The organism is Agrobacterium sp. ST15.13.015 (assembly GCF_027871645.1).
Classification (GTDB): domain Bacteria; phylum Pseudomonadota; class Alphaproteobacteria; order Rhizobiales; family Rhizobiaceae; genus Agrobacterium; species Agrobacterium leguminum.
Genome location: NZ_JAQAHF010000015.1, coordinates 77,474 through 95,913 on the forward strand (window position 1 = coordinate 77,474; position 18,440 = coordinate 95,913).

17 protein-coding genes are annotated in these 18,440 nt (G+C 60.2%); 13 read left to right on the plus strand and 4 right to left on the minus strand.

Features of this window, described 5'->3' with window-relative positions:
• Positions 1 to 17 precede the first annotated feature (17 nt).
• Positions 18 to 1,286: a serine hydroxymethyltransferase gene (glyA, locus tag PIB16_RS21225; protein ID WP_065654936.1), complete on the plus strand. Its 1,269-nt coding sequence runs from the start codon at positions 18 to 20 to the stop codon at positions 1,284 to 1,286.
• 119 nt (positions 1,287 to 1,405) lie between these two features.
• Positions 1,406 to 2,290: a formyltetrahydrofolate deformylase gene (gene purU / locus PIB16_RS21230; protein WP_081307782.1), complete on the plus strand. Its 885-nt coding sequence runs from the start codon at positions 1,406 to 1,408 to the stop codon at positions 2,288 to 2,290.
• Between the two features lie 77 nt (positions 2,291 to 2,367).
• Here the strand turns inward: purU and PIB16_RS21235 are convergent, their stop codons facing one another.
• On the minus strand, positions 2,368 to 3,597 hold the full coding sequence (locus PIB16_RS21235; RefSeq protein WP_065654937.1) for an MFS transporter: 1,230 nt from the start codon (positions 3,595 to 3,597) through the stop codon (positions 2,368 to 2,370).
• Positions 3,598 to 3,718: 121 nt separating this feature from the next.
• On the opposite strand from PIB16_RS21235, the gene PIB16_RS21240 reads away from it, so the two are divergent.
• From PIB16_RS21240 to PIB16_RS21285, 10 genes are all read left to right on the plus strand, one after another.
• On the plus strand, positions 3,719 to 4,312 hold the full coding sequence (locus PIB16_RS21240) for a TetR/AcrR family transcriptional regulator (RefSeq protein ID WP_020812322.1): 594 nt from the start codon (positions 3,719 to 3,721) through the stop codon (positions 4,310 to 4,312).
• A gap of 130 nt (positions 4,313 to 4,442) precedes the next feature.
• On the plus strand, positions 4,443 to 4,892 hold the full coding sequence (locus tag PIB16_RS21245; RefSeq protein ID WP_271046306.1) for a DUF1801 domain-containing protein: 450 nt from the start codon (positions 4,443 to 4,445) through the stop codon (positions 4,890 to 4,892).
• Positions 4,893 to 5,152: 260 nt separating this feature from the next.
• On the plus strand, positions 5,153 to 6,205 hold the full coding sequence (locus PIB16_RS21250; protein ID WP_065654939.1) for an NAD(P)-dependent alcohol dehydrogenase: 1,053 nt from the start codon (positions 5,153 to 5,155) through the stop codon (positions 6,203 to 6,205).
• A 366-nt stretch (positions 6,206 to 6,571) separates the two neighbouring features.
• Positions 6,572 to 7,456 carry an AraC family transcriptional regulator gene (locus PIB16_RS21255; protein WP_271046315.1) on the plus strand — a complete coding sequence of 295 codons (885 nt, stop codon included), beginning with the start codon at positions 6,572 to 6,574 and terminating at the stop codon, positions 7,454 to 7,456.
• Between the two features lie 97 nt (positions 7,457 to 7,553).
• Complete coding sequence (locus PIB16_RS21260; RefSeq protein ID WP_271046307.1) at positions 7,554 to 8,465, plus strand: ABC transporter substrate-binding protein; 912 nt, start codon at positions 7,554 to 7,556, stop codon at positions 8,463 to 8,465.
• A gap of 71 nt (positions 8,466 to 8,536) precedes the next feature.
• Positions 8,537 to 10,039 (plus strand): sugar ABC transporter ATP-binding protein, encoded by a 1,503-nt coding sequence (locus PIB16_RS21265; protein ID WP_271046308.1) that lies wholly within the window; start codon positions 8,537 to 8,539, stop codon positions 10,037 to 10,039.
• Positions 10,029 to 11,006 carry an ABC transporter permease gene (locus PIB16_RS21270; protein WP_003522011.1) on the plus strand — a complete coding sequence of 326 codons (978 nt, stop codon included), beginning with the start codon at positions 10,029 to 10,031 and terminating at the stop codon, positions 11,004 to 11,006. Before PIB16_RS21265 ends, PIB16_RS21270 begins: the two co-directional genes overlap by 11 nt.
• 39 nt (positions 11,007 to 11,045) lie before the next feature.
• Positions 11,046 to 11,777 (plus strand): SDR family oxidoreductase, encoded by a 732-nt coding sequence (locus PIB16_RS21275; RefSeq protein WP_271046309.1) that lies wholly within the window; start codon positions 11,046 to 11,048, stop codon positions 11,775 to 11,777.
• A 90-nt stretch (positions 11,778 to 11,867) separates the two neighbouring features.
• Positions 11,868 to 13,478: an FGGY-family carbohydrate kinase gene (locus PIB16_RS21280; protein WP_271046310.1), complete on the plus strand. Its 1,611-nt coding sequence runs from the start codon at positions 11,868 to 11,870 to the stop codon at positions 13,476 to 13,478.
• A gap of 57 nt (positions 13,479 to 13,535) precedes the next feature.
• Positions 13,536 to 14,261 (plus strand): SDR family oxidoreductase, encoded by a 726-nt coding sequence (locus PIB16_RS21285; RefSeq protein WP_271046311.1) that lies wholly within the window; start codon positions 13,536 to 13,538, stop codon positions 14,259 to 14,261.
• 95 nt (positions 14,262 to 14,356) lie between these two features.
• Here the strand turns inward: PIB16_RS21285 and PIB16_RS21290 are convergent, their stop codons facing one another.
• A complete protein-coding gene (locus PIB16_RS21290; RefSeq protein WP_003522015.1) occupies positions 14,357 to 14,653 on the minus strand; it encodes a PRC-barrel domain-containing protein in 297 nt (98 codons plus the stop codon).
• A gap of 275 nt (positions 14,654 to 14,928) precedes the next feature.
• Between PIB16_RS21290 and PIB16_RS21295 the strand changes: the two genes are divergently transcribed.
• The gene (locus tag PIB16_RS21295) at positions 14,929 to 16,065 is read left to right on the plus strand and encodes a polysaccharide biosynthesis/export family protein (RefSeq protein WP_104679858.1); all 1,137 of its coding nucleotides are present in this window, start codon (positions 14,929 to 14,931) and stop codon (positions 16,063 to 16,065) included.
• A gap of 11 nt (positions 16,066 to 16,076) precedes the next feature.
• On the opposite strand, the gene PIB16_RS21300 is transcribed toward PIB16_RS21295, so the two are convergent.
• Positions 16,077 to 16,982, minus strand: coding sequence for a protein kinase domain-containing protein (locus tag PIB16_RS21300; RefSeq protein WP_104679859.1), 906 nt, complete (start codon positions 16,980 to 16,982; stop codon positions 16,077 to 16,079).
• Positions 16,969 to 18,375 (minus strand): type VI secretion system-associated protein TagF, encoded by a 1,407-nt coding sequence (gene tagF / locus PIB16_RS21305; protein ID WP_104679860.1) that lies wholly within the window; start codon positions 18,373 to 18,375, stop codon positions 16,969 to 16,971. The genes PIB16_RS21300 and tagF overlap by 14 nt, the downstream gene beginning before the upstream one ends.
• Positions 18,376 to 18,440 lie beyond the last annotated feature (65 nt).

Sequence of the window (18,440 nt, forward strand, 5' to 3'; positions counted from 1 at the left end):
TCTCGAAGGAGGAAACAATGCTCAACCGACTGTCGCATAATACCGTTTCGGACACGGTGATCGCCGACGCCATCGCCGAGGAACTCGACCGCCAGAAGACGCAGATCGAGCTGATCGCTTCGGAAAACATCGTTTCCGCCGATGTTCTGGCGGCACAAGGCTCGGTGCTGACCAACAAATATGCCGAGGGCTATCCCGGCAAGCGTTATTACGGCGGCTGCGAATTCGTCGATAAGGTCGAGGCGGTCGCCATCGACCGGCTGAAGCAGCTCTTCGGCGCGGAATTCGCCAATGTGCAGCCGCATTCCGGCGCGCAGGCCAATCAGGCGGTGTTTCTGGCGCTGCTTCAGCCCGGCGACCGGATCATGGGGCTTTCGCTGGCCCATGGCGGCCACCTGACGCACGGTTCGCCGGTCACCATGTCCGGCAAATGGTTCGATGTCGTCTCCTATGAGGTCGACGCCGAAACCCATCTGATCGATATGGAGAAGGTGCGGGCACGGGCGCTGGAGACGAAACCAAAGCTTATCGTGGCGGGCGCATCGGCCTATCCGCGCCAGATCGATTTCGCCGGCTTCCGCAGAATAGCCGACGAAGTCGGCGCTTATCTGATGGTGGACATGGCCCATTATGCCGGGCTGATCGCCGGCGGCAAATATCCGAACCCCGTGCCGCACGCCCATGTGGTCACCTCCACCACCCACAAGACCCTGCGCGGTCCGCGCGGCGGCGTTATCCTCACCAACGATGCCGATCTCGCGAAAAAGCTCAATTCGGCGGTATTCCCCGGCAATCAGGGCGGTCCGCTGATGCATGTCATCGCCGCCAAGGCCGTGGCTTTCGGCGAGGCGCTGCGCCCGGACTTTGCGGATTACGCCGGTCAGGTCATCGCCAATGCGCAGGCGCTTGCCGCCGTGCTGACAAAGGGTGGTCTGGGGATCGTCTCTGGCGGAACTGATAGCCATATGGTGCTGGTCGATCTGCGCCCGAAAGGCGTGACCGGCAAGATCGCCGAAATCGCGCTGGAGCGGGCGGGACTCACCTGCAACAAGAACGCCATTCCCAACGATCCGGAAAAGCCCTTCGTCACCTCGGGTATCCGGCTCGGCAGCTCCGCCGGCACCACGCGCGGCTTTGGCGTCGCCGAATTCGAACAGATCGGTGCGCTGATCCTGCGTGTCATCGATGCGCTGGCGGCGAATGCCGAGGGTGACGCCGCAGTCGAGGCCGACGTGCGGGCGCAGGTCGCAGCGCTTTGCGACGCCTTCCCGATCTACGGTTCGTAAGCGGCCCTGCCGGGCTTCGGCAAGTCTCAATCGCCGTCCTGGCAACGGCCGGCGGTCATCGGCAATCGGCGCAAAAGCGCGGGCGATCCGTCCGCGCGGCAAAGACAGGGGAGCAGGATTTGATCACCTATATCATGAAAGTCGCGTGTCCGGCGCGTAGCGGCATCGTCGCCACCGTCTCCGGTTATCTTGCCCGGTCCGGCTGCAACATCAACGACAGTTCGCAATTCACCGACCAGGAGACGGGCCGCTTCTTCATGCGGCTGAGCTTCGTTTCCGAACAGGGATCGGGACGCGATGCACTGCTTGACGGGTTTGGTTCCGTCGCGGCCGATTTCGATATGGATTATGATATTCATGACCTTTCGCGAAAGACGAAGGTCATCATCATGGTCTCGCGCTTCGGCCATTGCCTGAACGATCTGCTCTATCGCTCCCGCATCGGTGCGCTGCCTGTCGAGATCGTCGCCGTAATTTCCAATCATCTGGATTATCAGAAGCAGGTGGTGAATGAGGATATTCCCTTTCACCACATTCGTGTCACGCCGGAAAGGAAGCCCGAGGCCGAAGCCGCGATCCTGCAGGTGGTGCAGGATACCGGAGCGGAGCTCGTCGTGCTGGCGCGCTACATGCAGGTGCTGTCGGACCGGCTGTGTCAGGAAATGTCAGGCCGTATCATCAACATCCATCATTCCTTCCTGCCGTCTTTCAAGGGCGCCAACCCTTACAAGCAGGCCTATGAGCGCGGCGTGCGGCTGATCGGCGCGACGGCCCACTACGTCACCGCCGATCTCGATGAAGGGCCGATCATCGAGCAGGATACGATCCGCGTTACCCATGCCCAGAGCGCGATGGATTATGTCAGCCTCGGCCGGGATGTGGAAAGCCAGGTTCTTGCACGGGCCATCCACGCCCATATTCATCACCGGGTCTTTCTGAACGGAAACAGGACGGTCGTCTTTCCCGCCTCTCCCGGAGAATATGTGTCCGAACGCATGGGCTGAATGCGCAATTCCAGCCCATGAAAATTCGGGTTTATCCCGAGCGGCTTCTCGCCCGGGATGGCCTTGATTCTCTGTCCTTACTCCGCGGGCTGCTGCATTGCAGCTACCGGGCCGGACCGTATGCGATCTCCGGAGAGGCTGCGCTGCCCGAGCGCGATGATGGCGACTGTCGAAAGGCTTGCGGCGACGGACACCCAGAAACCGTTATCCGGGCCGAAATTGTCGATCACCCAGCCGGAGACGAAGGCGCCGAGCGCCATGCCGATACCGATGCCGGTCATCACCCAGGTCACGCCTTCCGTCAGCATCGATTCCGGCACGCGGCGCTCGATCAGGCCGAATGAGGTGATGAAAATCGGCGAGATTGCAACGCCGCTGAGGAAAACGGCGAAAGCGAGGAGTGCTACCGAGGTGTTGGCGACAAGCAGCGGCAGGGCGGTGAGTGCAAGCACGCTGACGGCGATCAGCAATTGCCGTTGCAGTGGCATTTTGGGGTTGAGCGCGCCGAGAATGAGGCCGACCACGAAGGAGCCAATGGCATAGACGCCGATGACGAGGCTGGCGGCTTCCGGTTGACCAAGCGCCTTGGTGATTGCGACGGCGCTCACCTCGGCCGTGGCGAAAGTGGAGCCGACGAAGATCAGCGCGAGCGTGATGATCTGGACCGGCCGCAGGAAGATGGCCGAACGCTGCCGGCGGCCGCTTTCAACCGGCCGCACCTTGGGCTCGGTCGCGCGTTGCAGAAGGAAGGCAAAGGTGCCAAGCGCCAGGAAGGTGGTGCTGATCATCATGCCCGCTTCCGGAAAGAGCGAAACCGCAAGGCCAACGGAAAGCGAGGCGCCGGAGATGTAGACAAGTTCGTCGGCGGCGGATTCAAAGGCGAAGGCGGTGTTCAACTCCGGCCGGTCGCGGAAGATTTCCGTCCAGCGGGCGCGCATCATGGCGGGAATGCTCGGCATGGCGGCGGCGAGGAAGGCGGAAAGGAACAGTGTCCAGGCGGGCCATCTCTGATTTGTCGCGATAATCAGCGCCGCAAAGGCGATGACCGAGACGATGGTGGCGGGGATGAGGACCTTGCTCTGCCCCTTGCGGTCCACCAGCCGGGAGATTTGCGGGGAGAGGGCGGCATTGGTCAATGCGAAGGTTGCCGAGACGGCGCCGGCCAGCCAATATTCGCCATGAGTCTGGGAAAGCATGGCGACGATGCCGATCGGGGCCATGGCAATGGGAAGGCGGGCGAAGAAACCGGCGGCGGAAAAGCCTTTTGCGCCTGGAGCCCGGAAAATTTCTCTGTATGGATTAGACATCGGGATGCACCTTGTTCTAAGGGTGTCCACCACATACATACGTGGCGTATGTGAATGAGATAATTGCATACGACGCGTATGTCAACTAATATACGCGTCGTATGTGGAAAATGGAGAAGAAATGCGCAAACCTCGCAGTGAAATGATTGCCGAGACGCGGGCGAAGCTTCTGGCTGCCGGCCGCAAGGCCTTTGGCAGCATCGGTTATGCGGAAGCGTCGATGGACGACTTCACCGCCGAAGCCGGTCTCACCCGTGGCGCGCTCTATCACCATTTCGGCGACAAGAAAGGCCTGTTGCTGGCGGTTGTGGCCGAGATCGATGCGGAGATGACGAAGAGGCTCTGTGACATCTCCTCGAGGGCCGCGACCCGATGGGAGGGTTTCGTCGAGGAGAATGTCGGTTATGTGCGCATGGCTCTCGAACCGGAAATCCAGCGGATCATGTTTCGTGACGGGCCGGCCGTGCTCGGCGATCCGTCGCGCTGGCCGAATGCCAATGGCTGTATCTCGGCTGTCGCCCGAAGCCTGGATGCGCTCCGGGAAGAAGGCACCATCGGCGACATCGATCCGGAGGCATGCGCCCGCTTCATCAATGCGGCGAGCAGCAGCGCCGCCCAATGGATAGCCAATTCCGACGACCCGGAAACGACCTCGAAACGGGCTGTCGGAAGTTTCCGAACCTTTCTGGAGGGGTTGCGGGTCAGGAAAGACTGACCCGCAAAGCTGCCGATCTGTTATTCCGCGTCGGCTGGGCGATCATCACGGAAAATGTGTAGAAAGATCTGGAATAGACACAGATCATGTTATTGGTAGCACTTGTTGTGAGACCCATGAGGCCAAGGTGATGGTCGGCAAGAAGTCAGACAAAGTCTCCCGAAGCAAGCCATCGGTTGCGACGCCGAAGCTTCTGTCGGGTGGCAATCCTCAGATTGCAAAAGGATATGGCGACACCCCGGTGCAGGCCTATATCGCCGCCATGCCGGGTTGGAAAAGCGCGGTGGGTGGCCGTATCGACAGGTTGATCGAAGGTGTCGTGCCCGGTGTGCGCAAGGCTGTGAAGTGGAATTCGCCCTTTTACGGCATGGAGGACGACATCTGGTTCCTCAGCCTTCACTGCTTCACGAAATATATCAAGGTGACCTTCCTTAACGGCGCATCCTTGCAGCCCTTGCCGCCCGGCACTTCCAAACATCCGAAAGTCCGTTACCTCGATATCCGCGAGGATACGTTCGATGAAGCGCAGTTCGTGGAGTGGGTGAGGCAGGCAAGCGTGTTGCCCGGCGAAAAAATGTGAGCGAACGGGTTTACCGGTCCCAGAGGCTTTCAAGCACGCGATGATCGCGAAATGGGCGGACGAATCATGCCGGTTTTCCTGCCTCTTGAGGATAGTGTCGCGCCGCGGATGATGAGAAATCGCGGGCTGTCCGATACAGTTTTTCCGGAGCGAAGAAAAACCGGCCGTTCCGGCCGATTTCTGTTTACTTTTGCCGGGGTTGCACGCCATCACGCTCACTGAATTCGCTGCCAGACGTATCGCAAACCACGGAGGATGAGATGAAGGCACTGGTGCTGGAAGAAAAGGGCAAGCTCTCGCTCAGGGATTTTGACATTCCGGGTGGAGCAGGATCCGGTGAACTCGGGCCCAGGGATGTGCGCATCCGCACCCACACGGTCGGTATCTGCGGCTCGGACGTCCATTATTACACCCATGGCAAGATCGGTCATTTCGTCGTCAACGCGCCGATGGTGCTCGGCCATGAAGCGTCTGGAACGGTGATCGAAACCGGCGACGAGGTGACGCATCTGAAGGTGGGCGACCGCGTCTGCATGGAGCCCGGCATTCCCGATCCCACATCGCGCGCCACCAAGCTCGGCATCTACAATGTCGATCCGGCTGTCCGCTTCTGGGCGACGCCGCCAATCCATGGCTGCCTGACGCCCGAGGTCATTCATCCCGCCGCCTTCACTTATAAGCTGCCCGACAATGTGTCCTTCGCCGAAGGCGCCATGGTCGAACCTTTCGCCATCGGCATGCAGGCGGCGCTCCGGGCACGTATCCAGCCGGGCGATATCGCTGTCGTCACTGGAGCTGGTCCGATCGGCATGATGGTGGCGCTGGCGGCGCTTGCCGGCGGTTGCGCCAAGGTCATCGTTGCCGATCTCGCCCAGCCGAAGCTCGATATCATCGGTGCATATGATGGCATCGAAACCGTCAACATCCGCGAACGCAATCTCGCCGAGGCCGTCTCGGCGGCGACCGACGGCTGGGGCTGCGATATCGTCTTCGAATGCTCGGGCGCAGCACCCGCCGTGCTCGGCATGGCAAAGCTGGCGCGGCCGGGCGGCGCGATCGTGCTGGTCGGCATGCCTGTCGATCCGGTTCCGGTCGATATTGTCGGCCTGCAGGCCAAGGAACTGCGGGTCGAAACGGTTTTCCGTTACGCCAATGTTTACGACCGGGCAGTTGCGCTCATCGCCTCCGGCAAGGTTGATCTGAAGCCGTTGATTTCCGCGACCATTCCCTTTGAAGACAGCATTGCCGGTTTCGACCGTGCGGTTGAAGCACGGGAAACGGATGTGAAACTGCAGATCGTGATGCCGCAGTAACGAAGCCAGCCGCTGATGATTGAGCGGCAAAGACGTTGCGGAAAAGTATGAGTGTGGCCTGCCGGCATCCGGCGGGCCACACGTCAAAATTTCACCAGAAATCCTATTCGGTTGCGCATTGTTTGAGCGCATCACGGCAAATTGAGCGAAAAAATCGCCGCCTTCGCCGCGTCCGTAATCAGTCCTATCGGGCGGCTATTCATTTCTCGACAAAAATGAGTCAAAAAAGTATCAGCAATTTCTTCGGCGTGATGTGGATGTTTAGCCACGGCCCGCCCTATGCTCCTCATCAACGCCTGGGACGAGCCATAAAGAGGAATGGCCCGCTCCGTGAATGCGGCGGACGTATGAATGGGAGGAACTATGATGCAGCCCGATCTGGAACTGGTGCACATCCGCAAGGGCGAATCTTTCGCTGCTTGGCGGCATGGCTATCCGTTCCGCACCGTGCGCTGGCATTATCATCCCGAATATGAAATTCATCTGGTCGTCGCGACATCCGGCACCTTTTATATCGGTGATTTCGTCGGCCGCTTCGGCCCCGGTCAGCTTATCATGACCGGCCCCAATCTCCCCCAGAACTGGATCAGCGAGATCGAGTCGGACGAAATTGTGCCGACACGTTCCCTCGTGATCCAGTTTCCGGAGAGCTTTATCGAAGATGCCTGCTCCTCCATGTCCGAGATGGAAGTGGTGCACGCGCTTCTGGATCGCAGCCGTCGCGGTATTCTCTTTGATGATGAGACGAGCGATCGGGTCCGTCCGCTGATCCTTCGGCTTATCGAGGCGCAGGGCCTGACGCGTCTGGCGCTTTTCTGGGAAATTCTTGATCTCTTGGTCAATGCGTCGACATCCGAGGTGCTGGCAAGCCTGAGCTACGAGCTTGATCTGACGGGCATTGGCGATAGCGGCATCAACCGCGCTTTGTCGCATCTGCGCGAACATCTGACCGAGCAGGTCGAGGAAATCGATCTGGCCGACATGGTGGGCCAGAGTCCGAGCGCCTTTTCCCGCGCCTTCAAGCGCCATACGGGTACGACGCTGGTGCGGTATCGCAATCAGTTACGCATTGATCTCGCCTGCCAGATGCTTTTGGCGGATCAGGATGTGAAGGTGGCGGAGGTCTGCTACGATGTTGGCTTCTCCAACCTTTCCAATTTCAACCGGCATTTCCTCAAACTCAAGGGAATGTCACCGTCGAGGTTCCGAACCATTTTTGCAGCCCAGAAGGCAGCTGTGATGGCGGAGTAAACCAGCGACACATCGCCAATTTCTAAGAATTCGGGCAGAGGTCTGTCCGGAAACGGGCACCTGTTGCCCCAACTTTCCTAATGGGAGGAAGAGTGAGATGAAAATGAAATCCAAGTTTCTGATGGCGACAGCCGCAATTGCAATGATGGCCGCTCCGGCGCTGGCGCAGGAAAAGCTGAAGATCGGCATGACCTTCCAGGAGCTGAACAACCCCTATTTCGTGTCGATGCAGGAAGCGCTGAAGGAAGCCGCAGCAAGCATTGGCGCTGACGTTGTCGTGACCGATGCCGGCCACGATGTGGCCAAGCAGATTTCTGACGTTGAAGACATGCTGCAGCAGAAGATCGACATTCTGCTTCTGAACCCGACCGACAGCGCTGGCATCGAAGCCGCCGTTCACGCTGCCAAGGCTGCCGGCGTAATCGTCGTTGCTGTTGACGCCAACGCCAACGGCCCGGTCGACACCTTCGTGGGCTCGAAGAACCGTGACGCGGGTTACAAGTCGTGCAAGTATCTCGGTGACGCGCTCGGCGGCAAGGGTGAAGTCGCCATTCTCGACGGCATTCCGGTCGTTCCGATCCTGCAGCGCGTCGAAGGCTGCAAGGCGGCTCTCGCCGAATTCCCCGAGATCAAGCTGGTCGATACGCAGAACGGCCGTCAGGACCGCTCCGTTGCTCTCGGCGTCGTTGAAAACATGATCCAGTCGCGTCCGAACCTCGCCGGTATCTTCTCGGTGAACGACGGCGGTGCGATGGGCGCTCTGGCTGCGATCCAGGGTTCCGGCAAGGACATCAAGCTGACCTCGGTCGACGGTGCTCCGGAAGCTGTGAAGGCGATTGCCGAGGGTGGTCCTTTCATCGAAACCACCGCGCAGTTCCCGCGTGACCAGGTTCGCGTTGGCCTTGCCATGGCGCTCGCCCAGAAGTGGGGCGCTCGCGTCGTGCCGAAGGAAGTCCCGATCGACGTTATGGTCGTCGACAGCAAAAACGCCGGCGAGTTCAGCTGGTAAGAACTCCTCCCAAGCCCCGTCCCCATCTAGTATGGGGGCGGGGTTAAATCCCGACCATTGAGGAGGGTGAAATGCTGGAACTGAATGGAATAAGAAAAAGCTTTGGCAAGATCGAAGTCCTGCGTGGCGTCGACCTTGAGGCGCGCGCCGGCGAGGTGCATGCGCTTCTGGGCGAAAACGGCGCCGGCAAATCGACGCTGATGAAAATCCTGTGCGGCATTTTGCAGCCATCCGAGGGAACGATCCGCATCGACGGCAAGGATCGCCGCTTCGCCAATTACGATGAGGCGATCGCCGCCGGTGTCGGCATCGTGTTTCAGGAATTCAGCCTGATCCCTTATCTCAACGCCGTTGAAAACATGTTCCTTGCCCGCGAAATTCGCGGGCCGCTGCGCCTTTTGAACAAGGGCGCGATGCGCAAGCGCGCAGCCGAAATCATGGGCCGGCTCGCCGTGGATGTTCCGCTGGACGTGCCGGTGCATCGCCTGTCCGTCGCCCAGCAGCAATTTGTCGAAATCGCCAAGGCGCTGTCGCTCGATGCCCGCATTCTCGTGCTCGACGAACCGACCGCCACGCTGACGCCTTCCGAGACCGAACATTTGTTCAAGGTCATGCGTGAGTTGCGCCGTCAGGGCGTGGCAATCATCTTCATTTCGCACCACCTCGAAGAAATATTCGAGATCTGCGACCGCATTACCGTTCTGCGCGATGGCGAATTGATCGGCTCGTGCCTGACCTCGGAGGTCGATAACGATCGGTTGGTGGAGATGATGGTCGGCCGGCGCATTGAGGCCAGCTTCCCGCCCAAGCCGCAACTTGATCCTTCCGCCCCAAAGGTGATCGAAGTTGAAGAGCTGCAACTGAAGAAGGGCGGTCCTGTCTCGCGTTTCGCGCTGCGCAAGGGCGAAATTCTTGGTTTTGCCGGGCTTGTCGGCTCGGGCCGTACGGAAACTGTTCTCGCCATGCTCGGGGCGCATTCAGCCTCGCGTCGCAAGATCAAGCTCGATGGTGTGGAGACGCGTTTTTCCGGCCCCGATGATGCGCTGATGCGCGGCATTGGCCTGCTGCCGGAAAGCCGAAAGGAAGAGGGACTGATCACCAGCTTCTCCATCCTGCAGAATATCTCGCTGAACAACTACGGCAAATACCGCAAGGCCCATTGGTTCCTCGATCTCAAGAAGGAACTGGAGTACACGACAAAAGCAATGGCGCAGGTGCAGGTGAAGGCACAAGGGCCTTATGCACGTGTCGATACCTTGTCCGGCGGCAACCAACAAAAGATCGTCATTGCCCGCTGGCTGAACCACGATATGCGTGTCTTGATCTTCGATGAGCCGACACGCGGCATCGATGTGGGTGCTAAGGCGGAAATCTATTCGCTAATGCGCGAATTCGCCGCCAAGGGTTACTCGATCATCATGATCTCCTCGGAACTGCCGGAAGTGATCGGCATGTCCGACAGGGTCTGCGTCTTCCGCTCCGGCGGCATCGTCGCCACGGTCGAGGGAGACGACATCAATTCAGAAACAATAATGACAAACGCCACCACCGGGAGAGTTGAACATGTCGCTTGATGCAAACACCGGCGTTGCCGCGAAAACGGGCGGTTTCAGTCTCAGTGCCATGCTGCGCTCACCGCTTGCCCTGCCGCTGGCGGGTCTTATCGTCGTATCGATCCTCATGGGGCTTGCGAGCGACAATTTCTTCAGCGTTAACAATATCATGAATGTGCTGCGACAGGTTTCTGTCGTCGGTATTCTCGCCGTCGGCATGACCTTCGTCATCCTCACAGGCGGCATCGACCTGTCGGTCGGCGCTGTCATGGCGCTGATCGGAACGCTGTCCGCGGGCCTGATGGTGAACACCGGCCTCTCGCCTGCAATTGCCCTGCCGGCCGGCCTGTTCATCGGTCTCGGCATCGGCATCTTCAACGGGGCGCTCGTCGCCTGGGGCAAGATGCCGGCGATCATTGTCACGCTCGCCACCATGGGCATGGCACGTGGCCTCGGCCTTATCTATTCCGGCGGCTATCCCGTCAGCGGTATTCCGAGCTGGATTTCCTGGTTCGGCGTCGGCCGCGTCGGCATCGTTCCGGTTCCCGTCATCATCATGGTGGTGATTTATGCGGTGGCATGGGTGCTGTTGCAGCGCACGGCGTTTGGTCGCCACGTTTATGCTCTCGGCGGAAACGAGTTGGCGGCCCGTCTTTCGGGCGTGAAGACCCAGCGCGTCAAGCTCGCCGTCTATGGCATTTCGGGTGTGACGGCCGCTTTTGCCGCGCTCATCCTCACCGGCCGCCTGATGAGCGGTCAGCCCAATGCCGGTGTCGGCTTCGAACTTGATGCCATCGCAGCTGTCGTACTTGGCGGCACGGCGATTGCCGGCGGCAGAGGTCTCATTCTCGGCACGCTCATCGGCGCGGTGCTGCTGGGCATTCTGAACAACGGCCTCAACCTGATGGGCATCAACCCCTATCTGCAGGATGTCATCAAGGGCGGCATCATCCTGCTGGCCATCTATATCGGGCGCGAATGGCGCTAAGCCGGCCCGTAAACATCTTCATAAAAGCAGGAGAATTAAATGTCTGAATCGCTGCAAGGCAAGATTGCGGTCATCACCGGCGCCGCATCCGGCATCGGGCTTGCCACAACGGAAGCTCTGTTGGAACAGGGCGCAACCGTGGTCATGGTCGACTGGAACGAGAAAGCCTTGAATGATCTGGTCGCCAAGCTCGGCGACCGCGCCATCCCGCAGGTCACCAATCTGCTCGATGCCGACAGCTGCAACGCGATGATCCTCGAGATCCTCAAGAAGGTCGATCATATCGACATTCTCTACTGCAACGCCGGCACCTATATCGGCGGCGATCTAACCGAGACGACGCCGGAAGCCATCGACAAGATGCTCAATCTCAACGTCAACGCCGTCATGAAGAATGTTCATGCCGTCGTACCCCACATGTCGGAGCGCAAGACCGGCGATATCATCGTGACCTGCTCGATTGCCGGTCACTTCCCGACCTATTGGGAGCCGGTCTATTCCGGCTCGAAATGGGCGATCACCAGCTTCGTGCAGGGCATGCGCCGCCAGATGATCCCGCACGGCGTGCGCGTTGCGCAGGTCTCTCCGGGTCCCGTCGTTTCCGCACTGCTGGCCGACTGGCCGGAGGAAAACCTCCGCAAAGCCAAGGAATCCGGCAGCCTCATCGATGCAAGCGAAGTGGCCGATGCCGTCGTCTACATGCTGACGCGCAAGCGCACCGTCACAATCCGCGACATGCTGGTCTTGCCGACCAACTTCGACCGCGTTTAAAAAACCTCTCGAGCGGCGGGAAAACCGAAAACGGTTCCGCCGCTCAAATCTGTTCAAACACCGGATGATCCGCTCCGAGGAGTATCGCAAATGGCTTCCTATCTCGTTGGTGTCGATGTCGGGACCGGCTCGGCGCGGGCCGGTGTCTTCGATATCGCGGGCAAGCTTCTCGCCACCGCCAAGCGCCCGATCAGCATGCATCGCGAAGATGGCGGCATTGCTGAGCAATCGAGCGCAGAGGTCTGGCAGGCGGTTTGCGACAGTGTGCGTGAAAGCGTTTCGCGCGCTGGTATCGATCCGGCTGAGGTCGCCGGTATCGGTTTTGACGCGACCTGCTCACTCGTAGTTCGTGGCCCTGGCGATCAGACCTTGCCGGTTGGCGATGCCGCTCATCCCGAACGCGATATCATCGTCTGGATGGATCACCGTGCCGTTGAACAGGCGGAGCGCATCAATGCGGGCGAATACGCCGTCCTGAAATATGTCGGCGGCCGTATTTCTCCTGAAATGCAGACGCCGAAGCTTCTGTGGCTTCGGGAAAACCGGTCGGATATTTATTCCCGGGCCGAGCACTTCTTCGATCTCACGGATTTTCTGACATGGAAGGCATCCGGCGCGCTTGATCGCTCTGCCTGCACTGTTACCTGCAAATGGACCTATCTCGCCCACGAAAACCGCTGGGATGCGGAATATTTCGCCAAGATCGGCCTTGGAGATTTGGCGGAGCAGGGCTTTCGCCGCATCGGTGAAAGCGTCGTCCATCCCGGCACGGCGCTGGGCGCTGGGCTAACCGAAGATGCCGCAAAGGCTATGGGGCTGGTTGCTGGTACCGCCGTTGCGGCGGGCCTGATCGATGCCCATGCCGGCGGTGTCGGCACTGTGGCTGCCGGCGGTGATGCTTCGAAATGCCTCGGTTATGTCTTCGGCACTTCCTCCTGCACCATGACCACCACTGCCGAACCCGCTTTTGTGCCGGGTGTGTGGGGTCCTTATTATTCCGCGATGGTTCCCGGCGCATGGCTCAATGAAGGTGGCCAGTCTGCTGCCGGTGCGGCCATCGATTATCTGGTGCAATTGCACCCGGCCTTTGCCGAGGCGAAGGCGCTTGCCGACAAGGAAGGCAAAGCCCTGCCGGTATGGCTCGCGGACCGTGCCATCAGCCTTGCCGCATCCGCTTCTGCCGCCGCTGATATCGCTGAAGATTTTCATGTGGTGCCGGAGTTTCTTGGCAACCGCGCGCCCTTCGCCGATCCGCATGCCCGCGCCGTCATCGCCGGTTATGGCATGGAAACGGGTGTGGATTCTCTCGTCGCGCTCTATGTGGCCGGGCTTCTCGGCCTCGGCTACGGGCTTCGCCAGATCATCGAAACGCAGGCCCGCAACGGTGCGCCGGTGGAAACCATCAGCGTTAGCGGCGGCGCAGGTGCCCATCCGCTTGCCCGGCAGTTGCTGGCCGATGCGACCGGATTCCCGGTCGAACTCACTGAATGCGAGGAGCCCGTCCTTCTCGGCTCGGCTATGCTCGGCGCGGTTGCCGCCGGAACCTATCCGGACCTGATGGCGGCGATGCCCGCCATGTCGCGTATCGCCAGCTGTGCGGCTCCCGATCCCGCTTTCCAGAAGGTTCATCAGGCACGCTACGACGCCTTTCTTGCGTTGCAGAATGCAGCGCGCGCCATTCGCGCCGCCAGCCACTCCTGAACCGCGTCACAAGCTTAGATCATCCGGCCGCATCGGCCGCAAAATAACGAGGGTTCCATGCAGTTTTCCGGAAAATCCGTCATCATCACCGGCGCAGGCAAAGGCATCGGCCGCGCCTGTGCGCAGTTGATGGCCGCGCGCGGCGCGGAAGTGATTGCAATCAGCCGCACGCAATCCGATCTCGACAGCCTGAAAAGCGAAATCGGCGGCCGTTCGATCCGCGTCGATCTTGCCGATGTCGCGGCCACCCGCGCCGCCATGAAGGAAGCGGGCCCTTGCGATTTCCTGATCAACAGCGCCGGCATCAACGTGCTCGAAAGCGTACTGGATATGAGCGATGCGGGTTATGAAGCCGTCCTCGGCATCAACCTGCGCGCGGCTTTGGTCGCATGTCAGGAATTTGCCCGCGCCCGCGTTGCAAAGGGCGGCGGCGGCGCCATCGTCAACATCACCTCCATCGCCGGTCACCGCGGTTTTCAGGATCACCTCTGCTACGCGGCCTCCAAGGCCGGGCTGGAAGGGGCAACCCGCGTTCTTGCCAAGGAGCTTGGCCCGCATGGCATCCGCGTCAACGCGGTTGCACCGACCATCACCCTCACCGAACTGGCCGCGGAAGCATGGAACGATCCGGCGAAAAGCCAGCCGATGATGGTTCGCCATCCGCTCAACCGGTTTGCCGAAGCGGAAGAGGTGGCTCAAAGCATAGCGCTGCTCCTGTCGGATGATAGCCGCATGATTTCCGGAGCCGTATTGCCGGTCGATGGCGGTTTCCTCGCCGTTTGATGTGCGTAGGGGAAGTCTGACGCGCAAACGCCTGCCCGAAATAAAAGAACGCCCGGCAAACAGCCGGGCGCTCCTCTTAATGAATGACAACGCTGTTAATGACGATGCTCGGGCATGTCCTTCAGCTGGTCCTTGGTCCATGAAGTGACCGCGTGGACATCGCCGTCCTCATCCCGCATGAAATCAAGATCGCTGAGCGGTACTGCGACCGGCTTTGCGCCGATACCAAGAAAGCCGCCGACATCGATGATGGCGGTGCTGCCGGCCCCAACGCCGTGGACATGATCCACCTTGCCGACCTTGTGATCGTCTGCACCATAAACGGTGGCGCCTTCAAGAACGGAGGGCGTCAGTTCGGTTTCAACCAGGCGTACGTGATTGGTGTGATCCATTGTTCTTGCTCCTGTCTTGGTTTGCAGAAAACAAACTCCTCGACTGCAAAACCGTTCCATCGAATGTCGACGGGCCGGTGCCAGTCGCTGAGGACCGGTCATTTCTCATCGGTACATTGTTGGGGTTTGCGACGGGCGTTTCCGAAAAGGTTGCGGAATGGTCACACCTTTTCTCCGGAAGACAAGTTTTCGCTAAATTGCAACCGCTAAAGTTGTTGCGATGACGTGTCTGGATGTTATCTCTGCGTCAGGTTGAATCATCAAGGGGATGAGGGATGAAAAAGTTGGGGGCGGTTTTGCTGGTGGCTCTTTTGAGCGCATGTGCAAAGCCATCTGACGGACCGACCGCAGGCAATATCCGATCTGCGACTTTCCCTCGAACCAACGAAAAAATCCCCGTCATAGAGCTGGCGAATGCGCCGGCGGCCACGGTTTCCGCCGGAAGCCTGCAGAATGCCTCCGGCCCCGGCCTCACAGCACTTCGAAACACCGGTTACAACGCCCAGAGATTGCGTCGCGGCGACGTGATCGACATCACCGTGCTCGATACGGGCGAAGACGGGCTTTTCTCCCCCACGCAAAGCAAGACGCTCAATCTCGGACGCTTTACGGTGGACCAGAGCGGATCGGTGAATATCCCCTTCGTCGGCAAACAGAGGGTGGTGGATTCGACGCCCGAGGGGCTGCAATCGCAGGTCGTTGCCGGGCTCAAGGGATCGGCCGTGAACCCGCAGGCCGTCGTCACCGTCGTCGACAAGCCGACGAGCGCCGTCATGCTGAGCGGTGCGGTGAAAACCCCCGGAAAAATAACGCTTACCGCCCGTCAGGAGCGGGTGCTCGACGCGCTCAATCAGGCCGGCGGCCCGACCGTCGCTCCGGGCGCTGCCACGGTTACCGTCGTTCGCGGCTCGCACAGGGCGAGCGCGCCGCTTGACCGCGTCATGCGGGAAGACCGCCAGAATATCCGCCTGTCACCGGACGATCAGATCATGATCGATGGCGATGCAGCGAGCTACACCGCGCTCGGCGCTTTCAAGAGCGCCGGCGAATTCCAGTTCGAAGCCGGAAAACTCACGCTGGCGCAGGCTGTCGGCCGCGCCGGCGGATTGCTGGATGACCGTGCGGACGCGCGCAATGTCTATGTCTTCCGCAACGAGATCATTCAGGTGCCGTCGGCAACCGCATCGGGCGCGAAAGGCCCGGTTGCGACGGCCACGACCATGCGGCCGGTGATTTATCACGTCAATATGCGCGATGCTTCCAGCATTGCCCTCATGCAGCTCTTCCAGATGCAGAAGGGCGATGTGCTCTATGCCAGCAACGCGCCGCTGGTGGATTCGGCCAAGCTCCTGACCGTGTTCCAGAAGAGCGTGCCGACGGCGGCAGCACCGCTTCCCGGCAGCGGCAACTGACCAATGAGGCGCTACAGAAGCTGTAGCGCTTCCATCGCCGATTGCGGCCGCGACGCGGGTTCGTCCTGGCAACAGGCGTCCGCAAAGTCCGCCAGCCTTTGCGTTGTTCGCATCTCATCTATAGCGATAAGCCGCCGGGCAAGCCTCCCCACGGAGAATATATCCTGATCCGGCTTTGCGGTTGCGTCGCGCATCCGTTCCGGTGCTGCAAATTCGCGCGAGGCGGCAAAGCTCATGCCCCGATCCGCGTGTTTTTGGCCAATCTCCAGCGCAATGCCGAAATCGCCAAGTCTGCCCGTTTCGAAACCGCCGTCCTCCAGTAGAATATTGGCGGGCGTGACATCGCAGTGGACATATCCCCGTGCATGCATGGCGCTCAGCCCTTCCAGCATGCGGCGAAGGATTGTGATCGCCTGCGGCGCGCTAACCGGCGGCTGCGATGCAAGCGACGCCAATGATTGCTGGAACCACGGCTGCAACAGGCCCGGCCGGCCATCGGCCAGTCTCAGCAGCGCCGATGTTTCCACCAGGCAAGGATGGCGCAATGTCAGGCCGAGCTGCGCCTCCTCGCGTAATCTTTGCAGCAGCGCCGCGTCGTTTCTCAACGCCGGCGGCGTGGTTTTCAGGGCGTGAAGGGAGCCGAGATCGCGGTGCCGCACCTGCAGCAGCAGCGTGTTTTCGCTTTCGTAGGCAATCCGTTCAAGGGCAAAGCTGTCGGCGATCCAGTCGGGTTTCGCGTCGGAAAAATGCGAGATTTTCCGATCCAGCGCATTTCTGACCTGATCGATCAGGTCTTTCTGTTCTTCGGTGGGCCTTTCCCGCGTGCCGTCATGGCGGATGGTTTGCCACAGATCGGAAAAGCGCTCGGCGACCTGCGGGTAGGCAGGCCCGTCGCCCGGTTGTTTACCCTTGCTCAAGCCGGTTTCCAATCACGATGGCGCTGACATTCTCGCGTGCGTCCTCGATCAGCGCTTCCTGGATCAGGGCGCTGGCGCAATCCTTGATCGGGGTGTTGCCGACAATCTCGGCAATGGCCCGCTCCTTCAGGATTTGTACCAGCGGATAGCTGCATAGGAGCAACCTGTCCTGCGACCCCCAGTCTTCCCCGACGATATCCGGCCGGAATTGCTGGGAAAGGCCGACACATTGCGAGAGCTGCCTTTTCATGCCGACAACGACGTGATCGCGCGAAAGCTGATGCATGGTTCCGTTTTTCAGGAGATAGGCGCGCGCGTCGCCGGACCACAGGACGCTCAACCTGCGGCCGATAATGGAGGCAATGATGACGCTCGCCATCGGCCTGCCGTCGGCGCCCATGGTTTGCCGGGACAGAAGCAGGCTGTTGACGGTGCCGAGCTTTCCCCTGATCTGCTGCGCCATCACCTCGGGGTTTTCGGCATCGGGCGTCTCGGCAAGAATATTTGTGGCCAGACGCGCTGCTTCCACGGCGCTGTGCGTGTCTCCCTGTCCATCTGCTATGGCGAAGAGGGCAGGGGTCTGGGAAACGAAAAGCGAATCCGCGTTCAGGGAAAGCCGTGTTCCCGGGTGCGTGGCATAGCTGTAGATGACCGATGACGGCTGTTCGGTTGCCGGTGCGGGCGCGGGCGTCATCACGGGCGGAGTTTTGTGCTTCGCACTTTCCTGCCCCTGTACGGGTGTCGAGCCGTCCTCTTCGCCCTTGCCTGCCATGTCGCTGAAGAGGCGCAGGAAATCGGAAGCTTTCGGTTTGCCGTCGAATTTGAGGCCGCGGGCGCGGCGGCTGACGGGATCGATGCGCCACCAGAGGCTGGTCGGCACGCGGCTGCGCACCATTTCCGGCGCGTCATCCTCTTCCCGTGGTTTCGGCAGGCGCAGTTTTTTAACGGAGGTGTTAAACCGGGACATGTCGAAATCGCCCGTCATGGATGTTTCGGCCAGCGCCTCGGCGGCCATGAACCAGGTGTCGTCGAGATAGAGCGTTCTCGGATGTTTCCGGAAGCTATTGAGCTGGGCAATGATGGCAAGCGGATATTTGCGCCCCACCCGGTCTGCACTGGGCACCAGCACGCCGGCATAGGCGCAGTTTCCCCATATGCCGCTTTCGATGATGAAGCGTATGGGCGGCGATGACGTAAATATTTCGGGCCATCGGCCTGAAAACAGGTCCGCGCAGGCGTGCAGGCCGGATCGCATCCAGTCGTCAAATGTCCCGATCAGCTCCCGTTCAAGCCCATCGGAGATGAAGTCGCCATGGCTGGGGACCTTGCCGAAGAAGCCGATGCGGTCGCTTTCCGCTGCGGTTTCCGCGGGCCTCGATGCCTGATTGGCCATCAGTCGTTATTGACCGCGGTGCTTTTCGTCGTTGCTTTCATCATAGATCCCCTCCTTAAAAAAAC